26 protein-coding genes and 1 riboswitch are annotated in these 23,205 nt (G+C 29.3%); all 26 genes read left to right on the forward strand.

Going from position 1 to position 23,205, the window contains the following annotated elements; translation table 11 throughout:
- Nucleotides 1–2: 2 nt before the first annotated feature.
- The gene (gene nadE, locus FYJ27_RS05950) at nucleotides 3–728 is read left to right on the forward strand and encodes an NAD(+) synthase (RefSeq protein ID WP_154483934.1); all 726 of its coding nucleotides are present in this window, start codon (nucleotides 3–5) and stop codon (nucleotides 726–728) included.
- Nucleotides 729–796: 68 nt separating this feature from the next.
- Nucleotides 797–1,543, forward strand: coding sequence for a YebC/PmpR family DNA-binding transcriptional regulator (locus FYJ27_RS05955; RefSeq protein ID WP_154483935.1), 747 nt, complete (start codon nucleotides 797–799; stop codon nucleotides 1,541–1,543).
- Between the two features lie 135 nt (nucleotides 1,544–1,678).
- A complete protein-coding gene (locus FYJ27_RS12635) occupies nucleotides 1,679–1,852 on the forward strand; it encodes a hypothetical protein (protein WP_195839089.1) in 174 nt (57 codons plus the stop codon).
- An 82-nt stretch (nucleotides 1,853–1,934) separates the two neighbouring features.
- Nucleotides 1,935–2,582: a TIGR01906 family membrane protein gene (locus FYJ27_RS05960; protein ID WP_154483936.1), complete on the forward strand. Its 648-nt coding sequence runs from the start codon at nucleotides 1,935–1,937 to the stop codon at nucleotides 2,580–2,582.
- Nucleotides 2,566–3,513, forward strand: coding sequence for a restriction endonuclease (locus FYJ27_RS05965; RefSeq protein WP_154483937.1), 948 nt, complete (start codon nucleotides 2,566–2,568; stop codon nucleotides 3,511–3,513). Before FYJ27_RS05960 ends, FYJ27_RS05965 begins: the two co-directional genes overlap by 17 nt.
- Before the next feature lie 199 nt (nucleotides 3,514–3,712).
- Complete coding sequence (gene queD / locus FYJ27_RS05970; protein ID WP_154483938.1) at nucleotides 3,713–4,069, forward strand: 6-carboxytetrahydropterin synthase QueD; 357 nt, start codon at nucleotides 3,713–3,715, stop codon at nucleotides 4,067–4,069.
- A gap of 1 nt (nucleotide 4,070) precedes the next feature.
- Nucleotides 4,071–4,838 (forward strand): GTP cyclohydrolase FolE2, encoded by a 768-nt coding sequence (gene folE2 / locus FYJ27_RS05975; RefSeq protein ID WP_154483939.1) that lies wholly within the window; start codon nucleotides 4,071–4,073, stop codon nucleotides 4,836–4,838.
- Nucleotides 4,839–4,861: 23 nt separating this feature from the next.
- Nucleotides 4,862–5,698: a dihydropteroate synthase gene (gene folP, locus FYJ27_RS05980; RefSeq protein ID WP_154483940.1), complete on the forward strand. Its 837-nt coding sequence runs from the start codon at nucleotides 4,862–4,864 to the stop codon at nucleotides 5,696–5,698.
- Complete coding sequence (gene folK, locus FYJ27_RS05985; protein ID WP_154483941.1) at nucleotides 5,695–6,162, forward strand: 2-amino-4-hydroxy-6-hydroxymethyldihydropteridine diphosphokinase; 468 nt, start codon at nucleotides 5,695–5,697, stop codon at nucleotides 6,160–6,162. The genes folP and folK overlap by 4 nt, the downstream gene beginning before the upstream one ends.
- Nucleotide 6,163: 1 nt before the next feature.
- Nucleotides 6,164–6,757: a flavodoxin family protein gene (locus FYJ27_RS05990; protein WP_154483942.1), complete on the forward strand. Its 594-nt coding sequence runs from the start codon at nucleotides 6,164–6,166 to the stop codon at nucleotides 6,755–6,757.
- A gap of 40 nt (nucleotides 6,758–6,797) precedes the next feature.
- On the forward strand, nucleotides 6,798–7,919 hold the full coding sequence (gene aroC, locus FYJ27_RS05995; protein WP_154483943.1) for a chorismate synthase: 1,122 nt from the start codon (nucleotides 6,798–6,800) through the stop codon (nucleotides 7,917–7,919).
- Between the two features lie 4 nt (nucleotides 7,920–7,923).
- Nucleotides 7,924–8,970: a 3-dehydroquinate synthase gene (gene aroB, locus FYJ27_RS06000; protein ID WP_195839090.1), complete on the forward strand. Its 1,047-nt coding sequence runs from the start codon at nucleotides 7,924–7,926 to the stop codon at nucleotides 8,968–8,970.
- Entirely contained in the window at nucleotides 8,961–10,241 is a 1,281-nt protein-coding gene (aroA, locus tag FYJ27_RS06005) for a 3-phosphoshikimate 1-carboxyvinyltransferase (RefSeq protein ID WP_229775490.1), read from the forward strand. Before aroB ends, aroA begins: the two co-directional genes overlap by 10 nt.
- 95 nt (nucleotides 10,242–10,336) lie before the next feature.
- Nucleotides 10,337–10,906: a phosphate propanoyltransferase gene (pduL, locus tag FYJ27_RS06010; protein ID WP_154483946.1), complete on the forward strand. Its 570-nt coding sequence runs from the start codon at nucleotides 10,337–10,339 to the stop codon at nucleotides 10,904–10,906.
- Between the two features lie 12 nt (nucleotides 10,907–10,918).
- Entirely contained in the window at nucleotides 10,919–11,575 is a 657-nt protein-coding gene (gene deoC, locus FYJ27_RS06015; protein WP_154483947.1) for a deoxyribose-phosphate aldolase, read from the forward strand.
- Between the two features lie 182 nt (nucleotides 11,576–11,757).
- Nucleotides 11,758–12,123: an encapsulin-associated ferritin-like protein gene (locus FYJ27_RS06020; protein WP_154483948.1), complete on the forward strand. Its 366-nt coding sequence runs from the start codon at nucleotides 11,758–11,760 to the stop codon at nucleotides 12,121–12,123.
- 19 nt (nucleotides 12,124–12,142) lie between these two features.
- Nucleotides 12,143–12,928: a family 1 encapsulin nanocompartment shell protein gene (locus tag FYJ27_RS06025; protein ID WP_154483949.1), complete on the forward strand. Its 786-nt coding sequence runs from the start codon at nucleotides 12,143–12,145 to the stop codon at nucleotides 12,926–12,928.
- Nucleotides 12,929–13,184: 256 nt separating this feature from the next.
- Nucleotides 13,185–14,378 (forward strand): carboxylate--amine ligase, encoded by a 1,194-nt coding sequence (locus FYJ27_RS06030; protein ID WP_154483950.1) that lies wholly within the window; start codon nucleotides 13,185–13,187, stop codon nucleotides 14,376–14,378.
- Nucleotides 14,379–14,394: 16 nt separating this feature from the next.
- The gene (locus FYJ27_RS06035) at nucleotides 14,395–15,939 is read left to right on the forward strand and encodes a Mur ligase family protein (RefSeq protein WP_154483951.1); all 1,545 of its coding nucleotides are present in this window, start codon (nucleotides 14,395–14,397) and stop codon (nucleotides 15,937–15,939) included.
- A gap of 22 nt (nucleotides 15,940–15,961) precedes the next feature.
- Nucleotides 15,962–16,654: a cysteate racemase gene (gene cuyB, locus FYJ27_RS06040; RefSeq protein ID WP_154483952.1), complete on the forward strand. Its 693-nt coding sequence runs from the start codon at nucleotides 15,962–15,964 to the stop codon at nucleotides 16,652–16,654.
- A gap of 320 nt (nucleotides 16,655–16,974) precedes the next feature.
- On the forward strand, nucleotides 16,975–18,363 hold the full coding sequence (gene nagE, locus FYJ27_RS06045; RefSeq protein WP_154483953.1) for an N-acetylglucosamine-specific PTS transporter subunit IIBC: 1,389 nt from the start codon (nucleotides 16,975–16,977) through the stop codon (nucleotides 18,361–18,363).
- A 140-nt stretch (nucleotides 18,364–18,503) separates the two neighbouring features.
- A riboswitch (PreQ1 riboswitch) is annotated at nucleotides 18,504–18,547 on the forward strand.
- Between the two features lie 142 nt (nucleotides 18,548–18,689).
- On the forward strand, nucleotides 18,690–19,247 hold the full coding sequence (locus FYJ27_RS06050) for an ECF transporter S component (protein ID WP_154483954.1): 558 nt from the start codon (nucleotides 18,690–18,692) through the stop codon (nucleotides 19,245–19,247).
- A gap of 2 nt (nucleotides 19,248–19,249) precedes the next feature.
- A complete protein-coding gene (locus FYJ27_RS06055; RefSeq protein WP_154483955.1) occupies nucleotides 19,250–19,939 on the forward strand; it encodes a radical SAM protein in 690 nt (229 codons plus the stop codon).
- Nucleotides 19,940–20,306: 367 nt separating this feature from the next.
- Nucleotides 20,307–20,693, forward strand: coding sequence for a hypothetical protein (locus FYJ27_RS06060; RefSeq protein ID WP_154483956.1), 387 nt, complete (start codon nucleotides 20,307–20,309; stop codon nucleotides 20,691–20,693).
- Between the two features lie 85 nt (nucleotides 20,694–20,778).
- The gene (locus FYJ27_RS06065; protein WP_154483957.1) at nucleotides 20,779–21,915 is read left to right on the forward strand and encodes an ABC transporter permease; all 1,137 of its coding nucleotides are present in this window, start codon (nucleotides 20,779–20,781) and stop codon (nucleotides 21,913–21,915) included.
- Nucleotides 21,916–21,929: 14 nt separating this feature from the next.
- The gene (locus FYJ27_RS06070) at nucleotides 21,930–23,195 is read left to right on the forward strand and encodes an ABC transporter permease (RefSeq protein WP_154483958.1); all 1,266 of its coding nucleotides are present in this window, start codon (nucleotides 21,930–21,932) and stop codon (nucleotides 23,193–23,195) included.
- Nucleotides 23,196–23,205: the final 10 nt, after the last annotated feature.

A 23,205-nucleotide genomic window follows, 5' to 3' on the forward strand; every position in this document is an offset into this window, starting at 1 on the left:
TCATGGGAAATGTGGAAAAAACATGTGATGAACTAGTTAATTGGCTGAGAGAAAGGGTTGAAGAAGCAAATGCAAAAGGCTTAGTTTTTGGTTTAAGTGGTGGAATAGATTCAGCTGTTGTAGCTGGACTTGCTAAAAAGGCATTTCCTGAAAACAGTTTAGGAATCATTATGCCTTGTCATAGTAATCCTATAGATGAAGAACATGGACTACTAGTAGCAGAAAGTTTGGATCTTAAAACTACTAAAGTAGATTTGACCAATACCTATGATGCATTTATGGAAACTGTATCTAATGAAGGGGAAAATAGGTTGGCTCAGGCCAATGTAAAACCTAGGCTTAGAATGACTACATTGTACTATTTTGCACAAAAGTACAATTATTTAGTTGCAGGTCCTAGCAATAAAAGTGAATTTACTGTAGGATATTTTACTAAACATGGAGATAGTGGTGTAGATATATTTCCTATAGCTTCCTTTGTAAAATCTGAAGTAAGAGAATTAGCATATTGCTTGAACATACCTGAAAAAATCATAACTAAACCTCCTACTGCAGGACTTTGGGAAAATCAAACAGATGAAAAAGAAATGGGCTTTAGTTATGATGTATTGGATAACTATATAAAGACTGGAAGTGGAGAAAAAGAGCTTGTTGAAAAAATAGAAAAGATGAATAAAAGAAGTGGACACAAAAGAAAATTTCCTCCTATATTTACTATAGAAAAATAAATTAATGAAATACTTTGCTTTATATGTTAAAATATTATTGTTATTGATTGAAGGAGGTTGAAACAGGTATGGCAGGACATTCAAAGTGGTCGAATATCAAAAGAAAAAAAGGAAAAGAAGATGCTGTTCGTGGTAAAATTTTCACAAAGCTTACTAGGTATATTACTGTAGCTGTTAAAGAAGGTGGATCTGATCCGGAGTACAATCCTGCACTTAAAGCTGCTATAGAAAAGGCTAAGGCTGAGAACATGCCTAATGATAATATAGATAGAGCTATTAAGAAAGCTGCTGGAAGCCAAGATGCAGATAATTTTGAAGAAATTAAATATGAAGGTTATGGTCCAGCAGGAATAGCAGTATATGTATCTTGTTTAACAGATAATAGGAATAGAACTGCTTCAGATGTAAGACATGCTTTTGACAAGTTTGGTGGAAACTTAGGCCAAACAGGATGTGTTTCATTTATGTTCGACAGAAAAGGTATACTTGCTATAGAAAAAAATGATTCTATAGATGAAGAAGAACTTATGATGGAAGCAATTGAAATTGGTGCAGAAGATTTTAATGTAGAAGAAGAAGTATTTGAAATAATAACTGCTCCAGAAGATTTCAATACTGTAAGGGATACATTAAAAGAAAAAGGATACGAGTTTGTAACAGCAGAAACTTCTTTTATACCACAAAATACTGTAGAACTTAAAGAAGAAAAAGATATAAAGAACATGGTAAAACTTATAGAAAATCTTGAAGATAATGATGACGTTCAAGATGTATACCACAACTGGGAAATTCCTGATGATTTAGAAATTGAATAGTTAAATAAAAATATCACTCTTTAATTGTGAAAAACAAGATGAAGAGTGATATTTTTTATATTTTTAAAAGTATAAAAAAGCTCTAATTAAACATACTAAAAATAAGTTCAAAACCATAGTATAAGGAGTGTGTTTATGGATAATAATCAAAATTTTGAAGAAATAAAGGAAAGATTTAAAAATGCTAGTGTAGATGGTAAGATAGAGATATACACTACTACCCAGGGTTTGACTGTAGAACAATATAAGGAACTTTTAAGGATGTTTCCATTAAAACATTTAGATGAATTAGAAAAAGCTATGGCTTAAAGACCCGAATTTTCGGGTCTTTATATTTTGTTTTTTGAAATATGGGTATAAATAAAATAAAAAAATATGAAAGGTGAAGAAGATGAATAAAACTATATCTATAATATTTTCCGTTTTTTTGCCCATAGCTATTCTATTATTTAGTATAAATATTATTGCGTTTAATGAAAGTTTTTATACAAAAAAATATGATGAATACAGTATTCCTTCTAGTACAAATATTGAAAAAGACGAGCTAATGGATTTAACGAATAAATTATTTAAATATTTAAAAGGAGAAGAAGATAATAGTCATATTAAAAAGTATTTTAATAAAAAAGAACTTATTCATTTAGAAGATGTAAGGGTTCTTTTTAAAGAAGGATTTATTTTAAGGAATATTTCTATAATTATTTTATTAATTAGTTTTTTATATTTAATATTCAAAAATCCTAAAAATTTAGTTAAATATAGCATGTATTCTTCTATTGTATCTCTTGGAATTGTATTAGCAGTTTTTCTTTTGTACCTAATAGATTTTAACAAATATTTTACTTATTTCCATTTAATATTGTTTGATAATGATCTATGGTTATTGAATCCAAATGTAGATATTTTAATTAGAATTTTTCCAGAACAAATATTTATAAGCCTTCTAAACAATATAGTGTTATTATTTGTAATTATTATGTCAATAATACTAGTAATTACAAAACTATATAGTGGAAGGGTGAATGGTAAAATTGAGTGAAAAAACTATAAAAAATGGCTTTAAACAATATTTAAAAGATTTAAAGAGAAGAAAAAACATAAAAAATTATTATTTGAAAAGGATTAAAGGTGGAAAAAGTTATAATGCTGTATTAGTAGATAGTCTACTTATAAAAATATTAATGTCTTTATTGTTTTTTATATTCCTAATTTTTAAAACTAAGCATTTCATAATTTCTATAATAGGTGCTCTATCATTTTTTTCTCTAGCTTTATATGCTAGTTATTATATAAAATCAAATAGATACGATAAAAAAGTTAGGGATGTAAATAAAGATATAGTAAAAAAGAAGATTATAAAAGAAATCAATTATTTCACCAGTGATGAATTTATTCAATATGTAAAAGAAATTTTAGAGAACTACTACGATGCTTCATTTGAAAAATGCGGAAAAGATATAGATTTAATAGGGAAGAAAGAAGATGAGATATGGGCAGTTAAATGTTTTAAAATACCTTTAGAAGAAAGAATATCTAAAAAAGATATAAAAGATTTTAAAGATAAAGTAGATGAAATTGGCATTGAAAGAGGAATAGTTGTAACCAATTCTTATTTTATTGAGGAATTAGAAGATGAATATGAAGGTGTTATGGAATTTGTGGATTTTGATAAATTGATTTTTATGATTAAAGAAATAGGAGAATATCCGTCAAAAGAAGAAATAGAAGATATAATAATTAATAGATATAATGAAAATAAAAGAAAAGTATCGGAGAAAAAAGGGAAGATTTTTTCTAAGACAAAGGTAATTAAATATCTCTTTCTAAGCTTTTCTCTATATATACTGTCAAAAATGACAATTTACAGATCCTATTATATAGTTATGGCTTTTATATCCTTATCCTTAGCTATAGTATCTATTTTCTATGAATACTTTTATAAAATAGTAATGAAAGACATAGAAGAATAGAGAAATATATAATTCGTAATATTAAACAATATACTAAAATAGATTTGAAATCTATTTTAGTATATTGTTTTTTATTTACTCAAAAATTTAATAGGTAGAGAATATTTTTTAACAATGTACAAGGAATATTTAAATATATGTTGAATAATATAAATAAGTTTTTATAGTTGTATTTATTAAACTTTAAAGGAGTGATTTCATGATTTTAATAAAAGAATTTGAATTTGATGCAGCCCATAATCTTGTTCATTATCATGGAAAATGTGAAAATCTACATGGTCATACCTATAAACTTGTAGTTAAATTAGAAGGTCAGCCAGATGAAGAAGGTATGATATTTGACTTTGTAGAGCTTAAAAATATGGTTAATGAAAAAATAATAAATAAATTTGATCACGCTTATTTGAACAATATTATTCCTCAGCCTACTGCTGAAAATATAGCTATATATACATGGGAAAATCTTGAGAAACATATTAATAGGGATAATTGTAGGCTTTATGAAGTTGAGGTATGGGAAACTAAAACTAGCGGTGTTATATATAGGGGTGAATAGTATGGAAGATATACAAAAACAAGTAGATACAAGGAATATAGCTCTTAAAAAAGTAGGAATTAAGGATTTTAAATGTCCTATATCTGTTCTCGATAGAGAAAATAAAAGTCAAAATACTATTGCTAAAATAGATGCAGCTGTAAGCCTTTCTCATGATATAAAAGGCACACATATGAGTAGATTTGTAGAGATTATAAGTGAAATGGATAGGATTTCTCCTGAAAATATTGAAAAAATCCTTGACAATATGATAGAAAAATTAGATTCTGAATCAGCATATATGAAGATAGATTTTGATTATTTTATTAAAAAGCTTTCACCAGTTACTAAAATAGAATCCTTAACAGATGTAAAATGTTATTATGAAGCTACAAAGGATGAAGAATTTAAGTTTTTAATGGGTGTTTCTGTACCAGTTATAACCCTATGTCCTTGTTCTAAAGCAATAAGCGAATTTGGTGCTCACAATCAAAGGGCTGTTGTTGATATTTTAGTTGATATGAATGGTTTTGTCTGGATTGAGGATTTAGTGAAAATAGCTGAAGAAAGTTCAAGCTCTCCTGTCTATCCTCTTATTAAGAGAAAAGATGAAAAATATATTACTGAACAATCTTATTTAAATCCAAGATTTGTTGAAGATGTAGCAAGAGAAGTTGCTTTAAGACTTGAGAAAACTGAAAAGATTCGTTGGTATAGTGTAAAGGTAGAAAGTATGGAAAGTATTCACAATCACAGTGCCTTTGCTTATACGGAAAAAAGCTATATATAATGAATATTGAAAGGAGATTTATAATGAGACATATAGAATTAAAAGATGGAACAATTTATAATTTTGAAAACATGAAAATAATGGGAATACTTAATGCTACAGATGATTCGTTTTTTCCAGATTCTAGAGTACCTAATGTTGATAATGCTGTAAATAGGGCTATGAAAATGATAGAAGATGGGGCAGATATATTGGATATAGGTGGAGAGTCTACTAGGCCTGGCTCTGATCCAGTAACTGTTGAAGAAGAAATAGGTAGGGTAGTTCCTGTTATAAAAGGCATTAGAGAGAAAAACAAGGATATATTAATATCTATAGATACATATAGAAGCCAAACAGCAGAAGAAGCTATAAAGGCAGGAGCAGATATTATCAATGATATATCGGCTATGACTTTTGATGAAAATATGGTAGACATATCTTTAAAGTACAATGTTCCCGTCATACTTATGCATATAAAAGGTACACCAAAAAATATGCAGAAAAACCCTCATTATGATGATGTAGTAAAAGAAGTTAAAGACTTTTTAGAAGAAAGAATAAACTTTGCATTAAAAAAAGGAATTAAAAAAGATAAACTAATACTGGATCCAGGAATAGGATTTGGTAAAAATTTCGATCACAATATGAAACTTATAAAAGGAATAGATGAGTTCTTAGTATTTGATTTACCTCTACTACTTGCAGTATCAAGGAAATCCTCTATAGGGGAAGCCCTTGGTGGAGTTCCTGTAGAACAACGTCTTGAAGGTACTATAGCAGTTTCATGTTATGCTGCTTTGAAAGATGTTGATATAATAAGGGTTCATGATGTGTTGGAAAATAGTAGGGCCATAAAGATGACAGAGGTGTTGAAATGAACACTGTATATATAAGTTTCGGAAGTAATATTGGGGATAGAAAGAAGGCCATTGAAGAGGCATTCTATTTAATAGAACAAAATAATATGAGAATAACTAAAAAGTCAACTATACTTGAGACAGAACCCTATGGGTATACAGAACAACCAAGTTTTTTAAATGGAGCATTAGAAGTAAAGACAGATATAAGCTGTAGAGATGTATTGGAAAAATTACTTTACATAGAGAAAGAAATAGGAAGGGTAAGGAAATTTAAATGGGGTCCAAGACTTATTGATCTAGATATTATATTTTTCAATGATGAAGTATATGATGAAGAGGATTTAAAAGTTCCTCATCCTGATATGCATAATAGGGATTTTGTTCTTAAGCCTCTATGTGAATTATGTCCAAACTTAATTCATCCAGTTTTAAAAAAGACGGTAAAGGAACTTTTGGAGCATAAAATAGAAACAGGAGGTTAGTATGAAAAAAGTTGTAGCTCTTATGGGAAGTCCAAGAAAAGGTAAAAATACTGATATATTACTTGATACATTCCTTAAGGGGATAGATGAAAAGGTTTATAGCATAGATAAAGTATATTTAAGAGAAAAAAATTTTAAATATTGTATAGCTTGTGGCTCTTGTGAAAAGGATGGAAAATGTATATTGGAAGATGATATGGATGAAATATATGATTTATTTGATACAGGAGATATCTTTGTTCTAGCTTCACCATTATATTTTAACTCTGTAAGTAGTTTGACGAAGATAGTTATTGACAGATGTCAAATATATTGGTCGCTGAAACGTGCCTTAAATCAGAGTTATAGAAAAGACAAAGATAGAATAGGCATATTTTTATCAGTAGGTGGAGCAGCTTTTGAACATGATCAGTTTCAAGCCTGTATAAGGACTGTGGATTTATTCTTTAAATCAATAGATGTAAAATATCTAGGTAATTATTTTGTTTCTGGAACAGATAAACTATCTATATGGAATAGAGAAGATGTACTTAAAGAAGTCCAAAACATAGGTAAAAACATAGAAAATATACCTAACTTCTACCTTCACAGGTAGAAGTTTTTCTATTACAATGAGATAGAGAGGAGTGGTATTTATGATACGCTTTTTAACAGCAGGTGAATCTCATGGAAAAGAATTGGTAGGAATATTGGAAGGAATCCCTGCCAATATGGACATAGATATGGATTTTATAAATAATGAATTAAAAAGAAGACAAAAAGGCTATGGCAGAAGTGAAAGAATGGATATGGAAAAAGATGAGATGGATATAATATCTGGGATAAATAATGGAAAAACTACGGGTAATCCTATTAGTTTTAAAATAAAGAATAAGGGATATTTGGAAGTTCTTGAAAAGATATACAGACCTAGACCTGGTCATGGAGATCTTTCAGGAGCTATAAAATATAACCAAGACAATGTAAGAAATGTACTAGAAAGGGCAAGTGCAAGAGAAACAGCTGCAAGGGTAGGAGTTGGAAGTATATGTAAGACTCTTTTAAAAAAATTAAATATAGAAATATATAGCCATGTAATCCAAGTAGGAGGAATAGTATCTGAAAAGTCTATTTATGAAAAGGGAAGTATTGAAGATATAAAAAAAGCTGATAAGTCTATTGTAAGGGTTGTAGATAGCTTAGCAGAAGAAAAGATAGTTGAAAAGATAAAAAGTGCAAAGAAAAAAGGAGATACATTAGGGGGAACTATTGAGTTAATTGCAGTGAATATTCCAGTAGGATTAGGTAGTTATGTTAGCTGGGATAGTAGACTAGATGGAAAGATTGCTCAAAGTATAATGAGTATACCTGGAGTAAAGGCTGTGGAAATAGGGAATGGCTTAGAAGGCGGAAAAAGTTATGGCTCTCAAGTTCATGATGAAATATATTATGAAGAAAAATATTTTAGAAAAACCAACAATGCAGGAGGAATAGAGGCTGGAGTTTCAAATGGGGAGGATATAATAGTTAGATGCACTATGAAACCTATACCTACCCTTAGACAACCTTTAAACAGCGTAGATATGACTACTAAATTAGTATCATTGGCCCAGGTAGAGCGCTCAGATGTATTGGCCGTTCCTTCTGCTAGTATAGTGGCAGAAAGTATGCTAGCTTATACTCTAGCTCAGGAAATAATGAGAAAATTTGGTGGAGATAGTATAGAGGAATTAAAAAGAAACTATTTTAATTATATAGATGGAGTATCTAGTAGGTGATAATATGGATATAGTTATAGGAAAGAATTTATTTGATGAAATAAGAAAATTTCTAAGTGAAAATATAGAAGAAAATATTTTTTTAATAACGGATGAAAATGTAAGAAAATATTATTTAGACAAAATTCTCCAATGTTTATCTGATTTTAAGGTTAATGTATATACTTTAACTCCAGGAGAAGAGTCTAAGAGCTTGGATATTGTTAAAGACATATATAGTGAACTTATAGAGGTTAACTGTGATAGGAACACAATAATAATAAGCTTTGGGGGAGGAGTAGTAGGTGATATTTCAGGATTTGTAGCTTCTACTTATTTAAGAGGTGTAGATTATATTCAGATTCCTACTACTTTATTATCCCAAGTAGATAGTAGTATTGGAGGAAAAGTTGGAGTAGATTTTAAAGGATATAAAAATATGATAGGCTCCTTTTATTTTCCATTAGCTACTTTTATAGATATAGAACTACTTAAATCTTTAGATACTAGGGATATAACATCAGGAGTAGGAGAAGTCTTAAAGTATGGAATTATATATGACTATGATTTTTTAAAATATGTCTATTCCAATATAGATAGTATTTATAATTTTGATGATGAAGTCTTAGAAACAATTGTAAAGAAATCAGTCTCTATTAAAAACAGAATAGTTTCACAAGACAAAAGGGATAAGGGAATAAGAAAAATACTCAACTTTGGTCATACCATAGGCCATGGAATTGAATCCTTTTATGACTTTAAAAGATATAATCATGGTGAAGCAGTTATATTGGGAATGATATATGAAAGTTTTATTTCCAAGGAAATAGGTTTAATAGAGGAAGAGTACTTCAATGAAATATTTAGTGTACTAAGTAAGTTAGTAGATCCAGTAATATTTAATATAAAGGAAGTAGATGGAATACTGAAGAATATGTCCTATGATAAGAAGAATAAAAAGGATAAGATTGTGTTTGTTCTTCCAACAGATAGGGGAGAGGTTCAAATATTTGATAACATTGAGAAAGATTTAATTAAAAAAACTTTAAGTGGTGATTGGATATGGAAATAATAGGTGGAAATAGAGCTTTAAGAGGAGAAATAAGGGTTCCAGGAGATAAATCTATTTCACATAGAAGTATAATATTAGGTTCTATAGCTGAAGGTAGAACAGAGATATATAATTTTTTAAACTCAGAAGATACTATTGCAACTATAGATTGTTTTAGGAAAATGGGAGTTTCTATAGAAGTAGAAGATGATAAGGTAGTAGTAGAAGGTAGAGGACTAAAGGGGTTAAATTCTCCAGATAGTATTTTAGCTTGTAAAAACTCTGGTACTACTATGAGACTTATGAGTGGTATATTAGTAGGACAAGATTTTTCTACTACTCTAGTAGGAGATGATTCTTTAAACAATAGACCTATGAATAGAATTATAACACCTTTGAGAAAAATGGGAGGAAATATTGAGGGATTAGATAATGAATATCCTCCATTGAAAATTTCCCCTGTTCAGAAATTAAATAGTATTTATTATGAAATGCCTGTAGCAAGTGCTCAAGTAAAATCAGCGATACTATTGGCTTCTCTTTTTGCAGATGGAAAGACTATAGTTAAGGAAAAAGCTCTTTCTAGAGATCATACAGAGAGAATGTTAAAAACTTTTGGTGTAGATATTTATAAATCCAATGAGCTAATTTATTTAAATCCACCTAGTGAATTAAGAGGTAGAAACTTATATATTCCAGGGGATTTTTCTTCTGCTTCATTTTTTATAGTGGCTGCTCTAATTTTAGAAGGCTCTGAAATAGTTATAAAAGATGTTGGGTTAAATGAAACTAGAATAGGCCTTATAGATATACTTAAGAAAATGGGTGGAAATATTGAAATATCTAATGTAAATACTTTAAATAATGAACCAGTAGGTGATGTATTGGTTAAATACTCTAAACTTAAAGGGATAGATATAAAAGGGGATGAAATAGGTACATTTATAGATGAGGTACCTATATTAGCAGTAGCTAGCGCATTTGCAGAGGGAACTACAGCTATAAGGAATGCTAGTGAATTAAAATATAAGGAAAGTGATAGAATAAAGGTTATGACAAATGAAATGAGAAAAATGGGTGTTGCAATAGAAGAGCTTAAAGATGGAATGATAATACAAGGAAATTCTTCATTGAAACCAGCAAAATTAGAAAGTCATAATGATCACAGAATTGCTATGGCTCTTTCTATTGCAGCTTTAAAAGCTAATGGGACTTCTTATTTATCAAATCATGAATGTATTAATATATCTTTTCCTACATTTTTCGATATTTTATTAGAGAATATTGTCTAATTATTTGATTTTTATATAATAAAGTCATATAATAATAAAAGTGAGAATTTCAATAGTACATGTATATTTACATAGATTTTAAGGAGGAATATTTGATGAAAACAAAATTACCAATAGCTATGTCAAACAAACATATTCATTTGTCAAAAGAAGATTTAGAAGTTCTATTTGGCGAAGGTTATGAATTAACTAAAAAGAAAGATTTAGTTCAACCAGGTCAATTTGCTGCTGAAGAAAGAGTAGAAATTGTTGGACCTAAAGGAAGTTTAAAAGTTAGAGTGTTAGGACCAGTTAGAAAGAATACTCAAATAGAAGTATCAGTAACTGATGCTTTTAGTCTTGGGGTTGAATCTGTAATCAGAAATTCAGGAGATATAGAAGGAACACCTGGACTTAAAGTAGTTGGACCTAAAGGTGAAGTTGAATTAGACAAAGGTGTTATTGTAGCTGCAAGACATATTCATATGCATACTGATGAAGCCAAAGAATATGGAGTTAAAGATGGAGATATAGTTAGTGTTAAAATTGATGGAATTAGAGGATTAACTTTCCACAATGTATTAGTTAGATCTGGAGAAGGTCATAAATTAGAAATGCATGTAGACATGGAAGAAGGAAATGCTGCAGGCGTGAAAAATGGAGACCTTGTAGAAATAATTAAATAATGGGGGTATATTATGTTAAATATAACATCTATAATTGATCACACTTTACTTAAACCAGAAGCTACAAAGGAAATGATTGAAAAGTTATGTAGTGAAGCTAAAGAATACAATTTCTTTTCAGTTTGTGTAAATCCTTATTATGTAAAGACTGCCAAAGAGGAGTTAGAAGGTAGTAATGTAAAAATAGCTACAGTAATAGGATTTCCACTAGGAAGTACACCTAAGGAAGTAAAGGCTTTTGAAGCTTCAGAAGCTATTAAAAACGGTGCGGATGAACTGGATATGGTGATCAATATTGGTGCTTTAAAGGATGGAGATTATACTACAGTTGAAGAAGATATAAAAGCTGTAGTAAATGAAGCAACAGATAAGGCATTAGTTAAAGTAATTATAGAAACTTGTCTTTTAGATGATGAAGAAAAGAAAAAAGCATGTGAAATAGCTAGAGCTGCTGGAGCTGATTTTGTTAAAACCTCTACAGGTTTTAGCACAGGGGGAGCTACTGTAGAAGATGTAAAACTTATGAGAGAAGTTGTAGGAGAAGATTTAGGAGTTAAGGCTTCTGGTGGTATTAGAGACTATGAAACTGCTAAAAAAATGGTTGAAGCAGGAGCAAGTAGGATAGGAGCTAGTTCATCTATAGAAATAGCAAAAGCAATGAACAAATAAATGAAAAAATATATAAAAATTTTGATGATAGACTATCTTAAAATATTTTAGGATAGTCTATTTTTTTATATGTTTTTTTAGGAAAAAATATAATTGCCTTTAATAAACTGGAAAAATTATGATTATTTTATGAGTATTTGGGTAATTTTATTAAGGAGGGGAAAATAAAGGAGGTTTTTTATATGAGTCAATATCATGAACCTGTAGAGTATTTAGATGAAAAAGCTAAAGATATTGTAAGGGCATTAAATAGCCTTAAAGAAGAAGTGGAAGCTGTAGATTGGTACAATCAAAGGGTAGTTTCTTCAAAAGATGAAGAACTAAAGGCAATAATGGCTCACAATAGGGATGAAGAAATAGAACATGTTTGCATGACATTAGAATGGTTAAGAAGGAACATGCCTGTGTGGGACGAAGAACTTAGGACCTATCTTTTTACTGATGGGCCTATAACTGAATTGGAAGAAGAAGCAATGGCTGGAGATAAAAAAGAGGAAGAAGCCAGCTCAAAAGGAGATATTAGTTTAGATTTAGGGGATTTAAAATAGAGGAGGGTGGAAAATAGTTATGCTAAAGAGAGAATTAGCACCTATAACAGAAGAAGCTTGGAAGGAAATTGGTGAAAGAGCGAAAGAAGTTTTAAAATCTTATCTTTCTGCTAGAAGAGTAGTTAGTGTTGAAGGACCAAGGGGATGGGACTATACTGCTATTACTGAAGGAAGATTAGAAAAAATAGAAGATGATAATGATGTGAAGTTTGGAACATACAGTGTACTGCCATTGACAGAGGCACGTGTAGAGTTTGAAATGGATCGTTGGGAACTTGATAATATAATGAGAGGAGCAAAGGATATAGACTATGGACCTCTTGAGGAAGCTGTAAAAGAGATGGCCTTATTTGAAGAAAATGCTATATATAACGGTCTTGAAAAAGCACAGATAAAGGGAATACTGGAAGAGGCAAATGGGGAAACATTAAAACTTGGAAAAGATAATAATTCTGTGTTAAAAGCTATAGCAGAAGGGATTATAAGATTAAAGGAAGCTTTTGCAGAAGGACCCTACGATTTAATAGTTGGAAAAGATGTATATGAGGTAATAAAATCAGAAAACCCAGGTTATCCATTAGATAAAAGAATAAAGAATTTAATTGGTGGAGATATAATACTTAGCCATGTAATAGATGGTGCAATATTACTTCCACATGATCATGAAGATTTAGAATTTACTATAGGGCAAGACTTTTCCATAGGATATCAATCAAGTGATAATAAGAAGGTTAGATTTTTCATTACTGAATCTTTTACATTTAGAGTATTAGATCCAGACATCATAGTTAAGTTCCAACTATAATAGAATTTCTATTTAATTGTATTTACCAAGGCTTTTAATGGATCCATTAAAAGCCTTGGCAAATATTTTTTAATAGTGTTTTAGTTTAATATACATTTCAATTATTGTAATTATCAAGGAAAATATATTATTTGTTATTTCTTTTGGGAATATATATATATTTACTTATATATATTTTTATGCTAAACTTTTTTCATGATATAATATATAATGAAAAAAGTATGTTTTTTTTATGTATAATGAGGTGAAATAACAAATGAAAAATAAAGCAGTAGTTTTAGGAGCAAATTATTATATTGGTCTTAGTATAATACGTTGTTTAGGAATTCATAATATACCTGTTGTGGCAGTAGATTATTCTAAAAAGGGTACATATGGTTTTCACTCTAAATATTTATCAGAAAAATTAATTGGTCCTGATTGTAAAAAGGATCCTGAAGGCCTTTTATCTTTCTTAATTGATTATGCTAAAAAACAAGAAATGCCTCCAGTATTATTTCCTACAGCAGATGGCTATGCAGAATTTATTGATAAATATTTACCTACATTAAGTAAATATTATTTAATAAATCAAACGGAACAAGGATTGTTTACTAAAGTTATAAACAAAGAAACTCTCCACTCTTTAGCTAAGGAGCATAATATATTAGTTCCAGAGACAGTCTATGTAAATGAAGTAGACTTCGAAAAAAAAGTAGAAGAAAACATTAAATTTCCATGTTTAGTAAAACCTACAAATTCACCTGAATTTGTGGCCCATTTTAGGAAAAAACTATTTAAAGTTTATAGTATGGAAGAATTGAAAGATGCAATTAAAAAATCTGAAGATGCAAATTTAGAGGTGATAATCCAAAGGATCATTCCAGGATTTGATGATCATATGTATACTTTTGATGCTTATTTAAATCAAGATTCAAAAGTAAGCCATTGGATGACATGTCAAAAATTAAGACAGTTTCCTATAAATTATGGTGCATCTGTATATACAGTACAAAAGCATGTACCTGAATTATATGAAATAGGCGGAAAATTTTTAGAGGATATTGGGTTTAAGGGTTTTGCAGAAATAGAGTTTAAGAAAGATGCTGACACTGGTAAGTTTTACATGATAGAAATAAATGCGAGAACTACAAATCTTAATAGTTTATTATATAAAGCAGGAATCAACATGCCTTATCTAGCTTATAGCGAATTAACTGGACAGCTTCCAGAAGATTATGCTATAAAAGAAGACACCAATATAGCTTTTTGGTATGGTTATGAAGATTTATTGGCAATAAAGGCTTATAGGAAGTCTAAGCAATTAGCCTTAGGAGAGATTCTTAAAACATTTAATCGCCCTAAAGCCTATGCAATTTGGGATGTAAAAGATCCCATGCCAGCATTTGCTTTCCTAGGAAATAAGTTTAAACGTGTGTTTAGTAAAATTGGAGAAAAATTTAATAGTTAATGTGGGAGATGAACAAATGATAAAATTGTCTGAATTACCTAAGTATATAGAGGTAATTAAATATCTTAATGAAAAAGAAATAGATATTGAAGGTATTAGCTATGATTCCGGAAGGGTTAAGGAAGGGGATTTATTTGTATGTATAAAAGGATATAAAACTGATGGACATAGATATATACCTCAAGCAATTGAAAATGGAGCAAAGGCGATTATAGTTGAGGATATACAGGATATATTTGAGATTCCTCAAATTCAGGTTAAAGATTCACGAAAGGCTTTATCAGCTTTAAGTGCTATATTTTATGATTATCCATCAAAGGATATGAAGGTTATTGGTATTACTGGAACCAATGGGAAAACATCTACATCTTTTCTGGCCAATTCTATACTAGAAAATCACAGGTTAAAAACAGGACTTATTGGTACTATTATGGTTAAATATGGTGATTATTTAAATCCATCTATTCTAACTACACCAGAATCTCTTGATCTTCAAAAATATTTTTATCAAATGAAAAAAGAAAATGTATCTCATGCTATAATGGAAGTTTCATCATCTGCTTTAGAATTAAGTAGGGTGGCTGATGTAGACTATGACATAGTAGCATTTAATAATATAAGCAGGGAACATATAGATGTCCATGGTTCTTTTGATGAATATTTTAAAGTCAAATCTAGTCTTATAAAAAATGTAAAAGAAAATGGATGGGCAGTTTTGAATTTAGATTGTCCCTATTCTTCATCTTTAATAAATAAAACCAAAGGGAATGTTTTGACATATGGCATAAAAGATAAAAATGGAGATTTATCTATTAGGGATTTAGATCTTTCTACTGGAAGGGGAAAATTCACAGTAGAACTTTCTAAATCTTTAATAGTGGGCAAAACAGAATATAAACCTCAAAACTTTAGAATAGAGTTAGGAGTACCAGGCTACCATTCAATTTATAACTCTTTAGTGGCTATTTCTATAGGTTTATTGTGTGAGGTACCTATAAGTACTATTCAAGAGGCTTTAAGTTCATTTACAGGTGTAGAACGTCGTTTTCAGTTTATTTATGATGAAGACTTTAAAATTGTTGATGACCATTTTGCTAATGTTGGAAATATAGATGTAACTATGGAGACCTTAAGTTTAATGGATTATTCAAATATCCATTTAGTATATGCAATTAGGGGAAACCGTGGTGTTATAACAAATAGTGAAAATGCAGAAACTATTGCTAAATGGGCCAAAAAACTGGGTATAAAGGGAATAATTGCAACTAAAAGTATTTCCCATGTTATGGAGAAAGATAGAGTATCAAATGATGAAGTTAGAGTTTTCAAAGAAATAATGGATAGGGAAGGAATTACTGTATATTTATATAATGAACTTCCTCATGCTATAGATCATGCTTTAACCAATGTTTCTTCAGGAGATATTATATTATTGGCAGGTTGTCAGGGTATGGACTATGGTGCTCAAATAGCTTTAGAAGCACTTTACAAATTAAGGCCTGATTTAAATAAAGAAAAATTATTAGGACCTTTAAAAAATAGAATAGCAGGAATTGCTTAGTTTGCAGGAGGAAATATGGATTATGAATGATAAAATAATAGGAATAATTGGTGGAATGGGGCCTGAAGCTACAGCAGAACTGTATATGAAAATTATTAAGGCTACAAAGGTAAATCGAGACCAAGATCATTTTAGGGTTATTATAGACAGCAATCCTAAAATACCTGATAGAACTCAAGCCATTTTAAATAATGGTGAAAGTCCTGTAGAAGCTATAGTAGAAACTGCAAAAAATTTAGAAAAATTAGGGGTTAACATAGGATGTTTACCTTGTATTACAGCCCATTATTTCATTGAAGAAATACAAAAACAAGTTTCATTTAAAATTTTAAATGCATTAGAAGAATTAAATATATATTTAAAGGATAATTATCCCCAAGTAAAAAACATAGGAATTTTAGCCACAACAGGAACTATTAAGACAAATTTATTCAATAAGTATCTTCCGGATTTTAATATTGTTTATGTAGATAGTACAACTCAATCTGAAAAAGTTATGGAGGCAATATATGGAGAAGGCGGTATTAAAAGAGGAAATACAGAGGGAAAGCCTTTAAAACTCCTGATAGAAGCTTCTCAAGAATTAGTAGATAAAGGTGCAGAGATTATAGTGGCTGGTTGTACAGAGATCACATTGGCATTAAAATCCCATAATATAAACAATCCATTAGTAGACCCTATGGATGTAGTAGCTAAAAGTATAGTAAAATTTTAGTATTAACAATTACTAGTAAGTTAAGATATAATATGATTGTTTATAATTGTAATATTGATTAATCAAGAATGATTTTATGTATGAGATAATATACTTAATATATAAGACTATGTTTTTCACTTGCGAATGACTATAAATAGATTAGAAGAAAAAGTATATATAAAAAATCAATTTAGCAAATCTTATAAAACTACATTTATTTAAAGTGTGTTACTGAGTTACATCAGGCATAAGCTTTTTTAATACGGTTATAATAAAATAAACTGTATTATAATAGCTTATGCCTTTTTATTTAAAATATATTATAAGGAGGTATTTATATGAATAATATTTTAGGCAGGCTTCAAAAACTAGGAAAAGCTTTAATGCTTCCAGTAGCAGTATTGCCAGTTGCTGGTTTGCTATTAAGACTTGGTCAGGAAGACCTTTTAAATGTACCTTTTATATCTGCTGCGGGAGAGGCTATTATTGGTGAATTAGCTATTTTATTTGCAATTGGAGTAGCGGTAGGATTATCTTTTGATAATTCTGGAGCAGCAGGTCTTGCAGGAGCAGTAGGATATTTTGTAATAACTAAAGGTGCAGAAGCTATTAATGATACAATCAATATGGGAGTTCTATCAGGAATTCTAGCAGGAGTTGTTGCAGGAAATCTATACAATAAATATCATGATATTAAATTGCCAGATTGGTTAGGTTTCTTTGGTGGTAGAAGATTTGTTCCAATAGTAACATCATTTATTTGTATCATATTGGCTCTTATATTTGGATATATATGGCCGCCAATACAACAAGGCATAGATGCAGTAGGAGGATGGCTAATAGGAGCAGGTGCAGCAGGAGTATTTGTTTTTGGTTTTCTTAACAGACTTCTTATTCCACTTGGTTTACACCATGTTCTTAATAATATTGTATGGTTTGTATTTGGAGAATACAATGGAGTTACGGGAGATATAGGAAGGTTTTTTGCAGGGGATCCAAATGCAGGAATGTTTCAAGCAGGTTTTTATCCAATAATGATGTTTGGATTAGCAGCTGCTGCATTGGCTATGTATACAGCTGCAAAACCTGAAAACAAGAAAAAAGTAAGTGGGGTCTTGTTTTCACTTGCATTTACTTCATTTTTAACTGGAATTACAGAACCAATTGAGTTTATGTTCATGTTTTTAGCACCATCCCTTTATGTAATTCATGCTCTTCTTACAGGAATATCTATGGCAGTAGTATATAGTTTAGGAATAAGACATGGATTTACTTTTTCGGCCGGTGCTTTTGATTTCTTTTTAAATATGAAACTTGCGACTAAAGGATGGCTTCTTATTCCTATAGGATTAGTATTTGCTCTTATATATTATGTAATATTCGTATATGTAATTAAGAAGAAAGATTTACCTACACCAGGTAGAATAGATGAAGTCAGGGAAGATTTAGATATAGTAATAGGTGAAAAAGGTGTAGATAATTTGGCTGTAGCTTATGTAGAAGCACTAGGAGGAGTAGGAAATATTGAAAATGTAGATTCTTGTATCACTAGACTGAGAATTTCATTAGAAGATAGTACAGGTATAAGTGATGAAGAGTTGAAAAAATTAGGGGCTTCTGGAGTTATAAAGCCAAACAAGAAAAACATACAGGTAGTCATAGGAACCAAAGCAGAGTTTTTAGCTGATGAAATAAATAAATATTTAAAAACTAAGAATAAAAAATAAAATAAATATGGTGACTAGCTAGTCACCATATTTATTTTATAATTATAATGTAATAATATTATTAAATATAGGACAAATATGTTATAATGAATAAGTAAAATTAAATATTTAAATCCCTAAATCCGTTAAATTCAGTTTTAACGGGACTGGTTCGTAAACTCCCAGGATAAAAAACTAAGGATTTATGTTATTTAAATCTATTATTATTTTGTAATAGATTTATTTTAGCTTGCCTGTATCCTTAGATACGGCTTTTTTTATTTTCTAAATAAAAAATAAAATTGGGGAAATTGAACCTATGGGACTAAAAAAGGAAGGAGAAGAAAATGAAAAAAATATCAACATTAAAATTAAGTTTAATAGGTCTTGGCATTGCATTAAATGTAGTAGGAACTTTTACAGCTTTTAGTCTCAAACTACCAATACTTTTAGATTCTATAGGAACAGTAATGGCTTCATTTTTATTGGGTCCATATTATGGGGTTATTACAGGATTGTGTAGTGGTATAGTTAGCGGTATTACCTTTGATATTTACTCATTATATTTTGCGCCAGTTCAAATATTTGTAGGGTTTTTTAGTGCACTAATGTATAATAAATGTTTCATGAGAGGTAAGAAAAAGATTTTAGGTGTATTAGTTGTTTCTATATTTTCGTCATTTGTTGGTGCAGTAATAGCAGCCTTTGTATTTGGAGGAATAACATCTTCAAGTTCTTCATATATAGTAGCTGTATTGTCAAATATGGGTGTTAATAAAGTATTAAGTGTCTTTATAGTACAATTTTTAATGGATTATTTTGATAGGTTTTTAGCAGTTTCTTTAGTCCTTCTAGTAATATCAAATATTCCTGAAAAAATAAAATATAAGTTGGTGAGTAATTAATTATGGATAGATATAGTATTATTGAAAATAAAAATAAAAGGGAGATTGTTCTTTTAAAAGGATTCCCATGTATATGGGGTAAATGTAGTTTCTGTGATTATATACTAGACAATTCAACTTCAGAAGAAGAAATAAATAGTATAAATCTAAAAGTTCTTGAAAAAATAACAGGAAAATATGGTGTCTTAGAAGTAATTAATTCAGGAAGTTGTTTTGAACTACCTGTAAAGACATTAGAAAAAATAAAAGATATTATAAAAGAGAAAGGGATACAGAAATTATACTTAGAGAGTCACTGGTGTTATAAAGATAGATTAGATGAAATGAGAGAATTTTTTGGCGTACCAATAGTTTTTAAAATAGGCGTAGAAACATTTGATTATGACTTTAGAAATAAGGTGTTAAATAAAAATGCAAGATTTACTACACCAGAAGAGGTAAAAGAATATTTTGATTCTCCTTGTATAATGGTAGGAATAAAGGGGCAGACAAAAGAAATGATACAAAAAGATATGGAAATTATATTAAATTATTTTTCTCATGCTACTATAAATATATTCACTCCAAATACATCAAAATTAGAAAGAGATGAAGAATTAATAAAATGGTTTAAAGAAAATTATTCTTTTTTAGATGCAAATCCAAATATAGAAGTATTATATGAGAACACAGATTTTGGAGTAGGAGATTAAAAAAAGGTGCTGTATTTTAAAATGCAGCACCTTTTTTATCTATATAATCAAGCAAAAAATAAGTTAAAACATTAACAATGGACAGTTAGACGTGAAAATGTACCAATCAGATGCAAAAACAGGCCAGTTAGGTTTTTTAGAAGGATTTTTAAAATAAATGCAGAATAAATGCAGAATAAATGAAGAGACGTAGAAAAAGTATAAAGACTATATTAGTATTATAAATCAACTAATATTATTCTATTCCTACTTTTAAATTTAAAAGATAAAAGAAAGGATGATGAATATTTGTGAAGTTTATAAGAGCACCAGTATTAATCTATAAATCTTAAGAAACTAAAAAATATATCAATAGGGGGATAATCAAATGAAAAAAGTAGTGAAAAGGGTATTACCTTTAACTTTGGCAGTTTTATTATTTGGAGCACCAGTATTGGCATATAGATCAGGTTCTTTTCAAGCAGGTGGAAAACCAGTGAATTGTACGTTAAGTCCAAACTTTAATACTAATTCTGCAAATGCAAGAACCTATTGGGCTAATGGCAGACCAAAAGGATATAATTTGAATACTAGAATATATCTTAGATATTCTAAAAATATGGCTTTTGAAACAAAAGATTCGGTCAATGGTAGTAATAAGCCAGCATATGCTAAAGGAAATAGAGGGGTTGATGCTTTTAAATCTATCCATAGCTATATGAAGCCTAATAAAAAGCATCAAAATGAAATGGTTGAACTTTTTAATCCAAGATAAATCATAAAGAGACAATAAATACTATTAATTTACTAGAGTTGGCTGTTTATGGCCAACTCTAGTAAATTATAAAAGGAGTACAAAAATGGAAAAAACAAAAAACATATTATCAAGATTCAAAACGAAAAAATTAGTTACGTTTTTTATAATATTTGGATTTGTAATGTCTATGTTAATGGTATCTTTTAACATAAGTTTTATAGGAGGGCTTAATGAAGAAGAGGATACTTTAGAAAAATTAGGAGCACCTAATGCATATAAATTTTATTTTGGTTCAGAAACTGCTAATATTTTGGGTAAGGATACAGATAGTTTGATTGATAATCTAGAAGATAATTTAGATAAACATGTAGGTGCTTATATAACTGATTTTCTTCTGAATTTAGATAAAGCTGAGGCAGATCAGTATTTTGAAGGAGAGGCAGGATGGTTTGGAGAAAATGGTAAATGGAATCCTCCTCTTTTGGAAGGAAGATATTATACTAGGGAAGAAATTCTAGAAAGAAAAAATGTAGTTGTTATAGGACAAAATTTAAAAAAATATATGAATGATGATGGAAAAACAATAGGCATATATGGTAAAAATTATGAAGTTGTGGGAATTGCCGGCATTAAGGACAAACCATTGAAATGGGACATGTTTATATTTTTTCCCTTGTCTATAGTATCAGAAGAAATGGCTGACAACATAGGAGGAGATGGAAATATTATAGTTTATAGTTCTAAAAATGATACCTTAGAACAAATAGATAAATTTATAGCAGGGGGAAATTCTAGATGGGATAAATTTGAAAGTTCAGAGCCAGAAACTTTAAGTAAACGTAAAATTAGATGGATAGATTTAGATATTAATTTTTTATTTATAACAATTATAGTATATATAGCAGCTATATCTCAAGCTATGGCTATTATGACATTTTGGATAGATAATATGAGATTTGAAATAGGTCTTAGAAAAGCTTTAGGACATACAAATTTTCAAATAGGAAAATTAGTATACGGTGAGATATTTACTATAACTTTAATTGCATATATAATTTCAATAATTATACAGTTAATAATAAATATATTCATAAAATCAGTTTTAGGAGTATTGATAACCTTAAGATTTGAAAACTTAACATTGGGAATGGTAGTCATAGTTATTACATCATTAACTACATCAATATATCCTATTATTAAATCATTTGAAGTACAGCCTACAGAGGCTATGAAACTTTAATAAGGAGAATAATTATGAACAATTTAAAAATGGTATTGAAAAATATATCTAAAAGGAAGGGAATATACTTTTTAATAATGATACAAGTAATGGTTTCAGTTTGGCTTTTGCTTACTAGAATAGATGCTATAGAGAAAATAAATAAAATAGAAAAAAATGTGGAATCTGCAATATCCAAAGATTCTAGTAGGATTTTACGTTTAACAATTATAGAAGAAGGGACTAAACCTAAAGACTTTCTAAAATTTAGAGAGGAGGTATTAGATAAAGAACTTTTAGAGTATATAGCTTTTAATATGTATGGGAGTATAAGTATAGATGAATTTTGTAACAACTCCAAATATAAAGATATGAAGAATGAATTCAAAGAAGAAATTCCTATGGATGATGGAAATATAAATACTTTAGGGATTGAAAATGGGATAGAAAATTTAATAAAATTAAATATAGTAAAAGGAAGAAATTTAAATGATGAAGATTTTAAATGGTATGAAAAAGGAAATACAGTGCCTGCTTTAGGAGGATATGGGTTATACAGATATGGACTAATAGATATTGGTGATAAACTAAAGGATAAGTATGAAAATATAGAATATGAGATAGTTGGAATAATAGACGAAGACGATAAATGGTTTTTTGATAATGATATGTCAAATAGTGAAATGAGACATTTGAAAGATACGCTTATATTTCCTATAAATTCAAAAGAATCATATGGCACAGTTTACGTACCTACTATGCATTATTTTGGGGCAATTAGTGGCAATAAATCATCAGAGGAGGCGATAGCAGAATTAGAAAAAATATCCAAAAAGCATAATATTCAGATTGGATTTGAAACATTGAAAAGGAGCATTGAAAGAGGAAAAGAAGTGGTAGAAAATGAATTTAAATATTATCTCATATTTTCTATATTGTTTTTAATAGGAACAACATTTGGAATAACTGTAATGATAGTATTATTGCTGAACTCAAGAAAACACGATATAGGTGTTAGAATTGCTGTTGGAGCATCATTTAAAGATATAAAGAGAATGATTTCAGGGGAAATATTATTTGTTAATATTCTATCTACATTGATAGTAAGTACTATATATTTTATACAAGAGAAAATATTGTTTGTAATGGATAATGAAGTAGTAAATATGATGGATATAAATTTATTAACCTTTATATCAGTGATAGTAGGAGTAGCATTTATGTGTATATTGCCTATATACATAGTGACTAAAAGATTAAGTAAATTTAATCCTTCAGAATTAGTAGGAGGTAGGGAATAATGTCGATTAT

The sequence above is a fragment of the Anaerosalibacter bizertensis genome (assembly GCF_009696605.1).
Lineage (GTDB): Bacteria > Bacillota > Clostridia > Tissierellales > Sporanaerobacteraceae > Anaerosalibacter > Anaerosalibacter bizertensis.

Excerpts from the sequence above, each read along its gene's own strand:
- FYJ27_RS06065 (WP_154483957.1), top strand. The coding sequence starts at position 20,779 with ATGGAAAAAACAAAAAACATATTATCAAGATTCAAAACGAAAAAATTA.
- nagE (WP_154483953.1), top strand. The coding sequence starts at position 16,975 with ATGAATAATATTTTAGGCAGGCTTCAAAAACTAGGAAAAGCTTTAATG.
- FYJ27_RS05955 (WP_154483935.1), top strand. The coding sequence starts at position 797 with ATGGCAGGACATTCAAAGTGGTCGAATATCAAAAGAAAAAAAGGAAAA.
- folE2 (WP_154483939.1), top strand. The coding sequence starts at position 4,071 with ATGGAAGATATACAAAAACAAGTAGATACAAGGAATATAGCTCTTAAA.
- folP (WP_154483940.1), top strand. The coding sequence starts at position 4,862 with ATGAGACATATAGAATTAAAAGATGGAACAATTTATAATTTTGAAAAC.
- FYJ27_RS06055 (WP_154483955.1), top strand. The coding sequence starts at position 19,250 with ATGGATAGATATAGTATTATTGAAAATAAAAATAAAAGGGAGATTGTT.
- pduL (WP_154483946.1), top strand. The coding sequence starts at position 10,337 with ATGAAAACAAAATTACCAATAGCTATGTCAAACAAACATATTCATTTG.
- folK (WP_154483941.1), top strand. The coding sequence starts at position 5,695 with ATGAACACTGTATATATAAGTTTCGGAAGTAATATTGGGGATAGAAAG.
- FYJ27_RS05990 (WP_154483942.1), top strand. The coding sequence starts at position 6,164 with ATGAAAAAAGTTGTAGCTCTTATGGGAAGTCCAAGAAAAGGTAAAAAT.
- aroC (WP_154483943.1), top strand. The coding sequence starts at position 6,798 with ATGATACGCTTTTTAACAGCAGGTGAATCTCATGGAAAAGAATTGGTA.
- deoC (WP_154483947.1), top strand. The coding sequence starts at position 10,919 with ATGTTAAATATAACATCTATAATTGATCACACTTTACTTAAACCAGAA.
- cuyB (WP_154483952.1), top strand. The coding sequence starts at position 15,962 with ATGAATGATAAAATAATAGGAATAATTGGTGGAATGGGGCCTGAAGCT.
- FYJ27_RS06025 (WP_154483949.1), top strand. The coding sequence starts at position 12,143 with ATGCTAAAGAGAGAATTAGCACCTATAACAGAAGAAGCTTGGAAGGAA.
- FYJ27_RS06020 (WP_154483948.1), top strand. The coding sequence starts at position 11,758 with ATGAGTCAATATCATGAACCTGTAGAGTATTTAGATGAAAAAGCTAAA.
- aroB (WP_195839090.1), top strand. The coding sequence starts at position 7,924 with ATGGATATAGTTATAGGAAAGAATTTATTTGATGAAATAAGAAAATTT.
- FYJ27_RS06035 (WP_154483951.1), top strand. The coding sequence starts at position 14,395 with ATGATAAAATTGTCTGAATTACCTAAGTATATAGAGGTAATTAAATAT.
- FYJ27_RS05960 (WP_154483936.1), top strand. The coding sequence starts at position 1,935 with ATGAATAAAACTATATCTATAATATTTTCCGTTTTTTTGCCCATAGCT.
- FYJ27_RS06030 (WP_154483950.1), top strand. The coding sequence starts at position 13,185 with ATGAAAAATAAAGCAGTAGTTTTAGGAGCAAATTATTATATTGGTCTT.
- FYJ27_RS05965 (WP_154483937.1), top strand. The coding sequence starts at position 2,566 with ATGGTAAAATTGAGTGAAAAAACTATAAAAAATGGCTTTAAACAATAT.
- queD (WP_154483938.1), top strand. The coding sequence starts at position 3,713 with ATGATTTTAATAAAAGAATTTGAATTTGATGCAGCCCATAATCTTGTT.
- FYJ27_RS06070 (WP_154483958.1), top strand. The coding sequence starts at position 21,930 with ATGAACAATTTAAAAATGGTATTGAAAAATATATCTAAAAGGAAGGGA.
- FYJ27_RS12635 (WP_195839089.1), top strand. The coding sequence starts at position 1,679 with ATGGATAATAATCAAAATTTTGAAGAAATAAAGGAAAGATTTAAAAAT.
- aroA (WP_229775490.1), top strand. The coding sequence starts at position 8,961 with ATGGAAATAATAGGTGGAAATAGAGCTTTAAGAGGAGAAATAAGGGTT.
- nadE (WP_154483934.1), top strand. The coding sequence starts at position 3 with ATGGGAAATGTGGAAAAAACATGTGATGAACTAGTTAATTGGCTGAGA.
- FYJ27_RS06060 (WP_154483956.1), top strand. The coding sequence starts at position 20,307 with ATGAAAAAAGTAGTGAAAAGGGTATTACCTTTAACTTTGGCAGTTTTA.
- FYJ27_RS06050 (WP_154483954.1), top strand. The coding sequence starts at position 18,690 with ATGAAAAAAATATCAACATTAAAATTAAGTTTAATAGGTCTTGGCATT.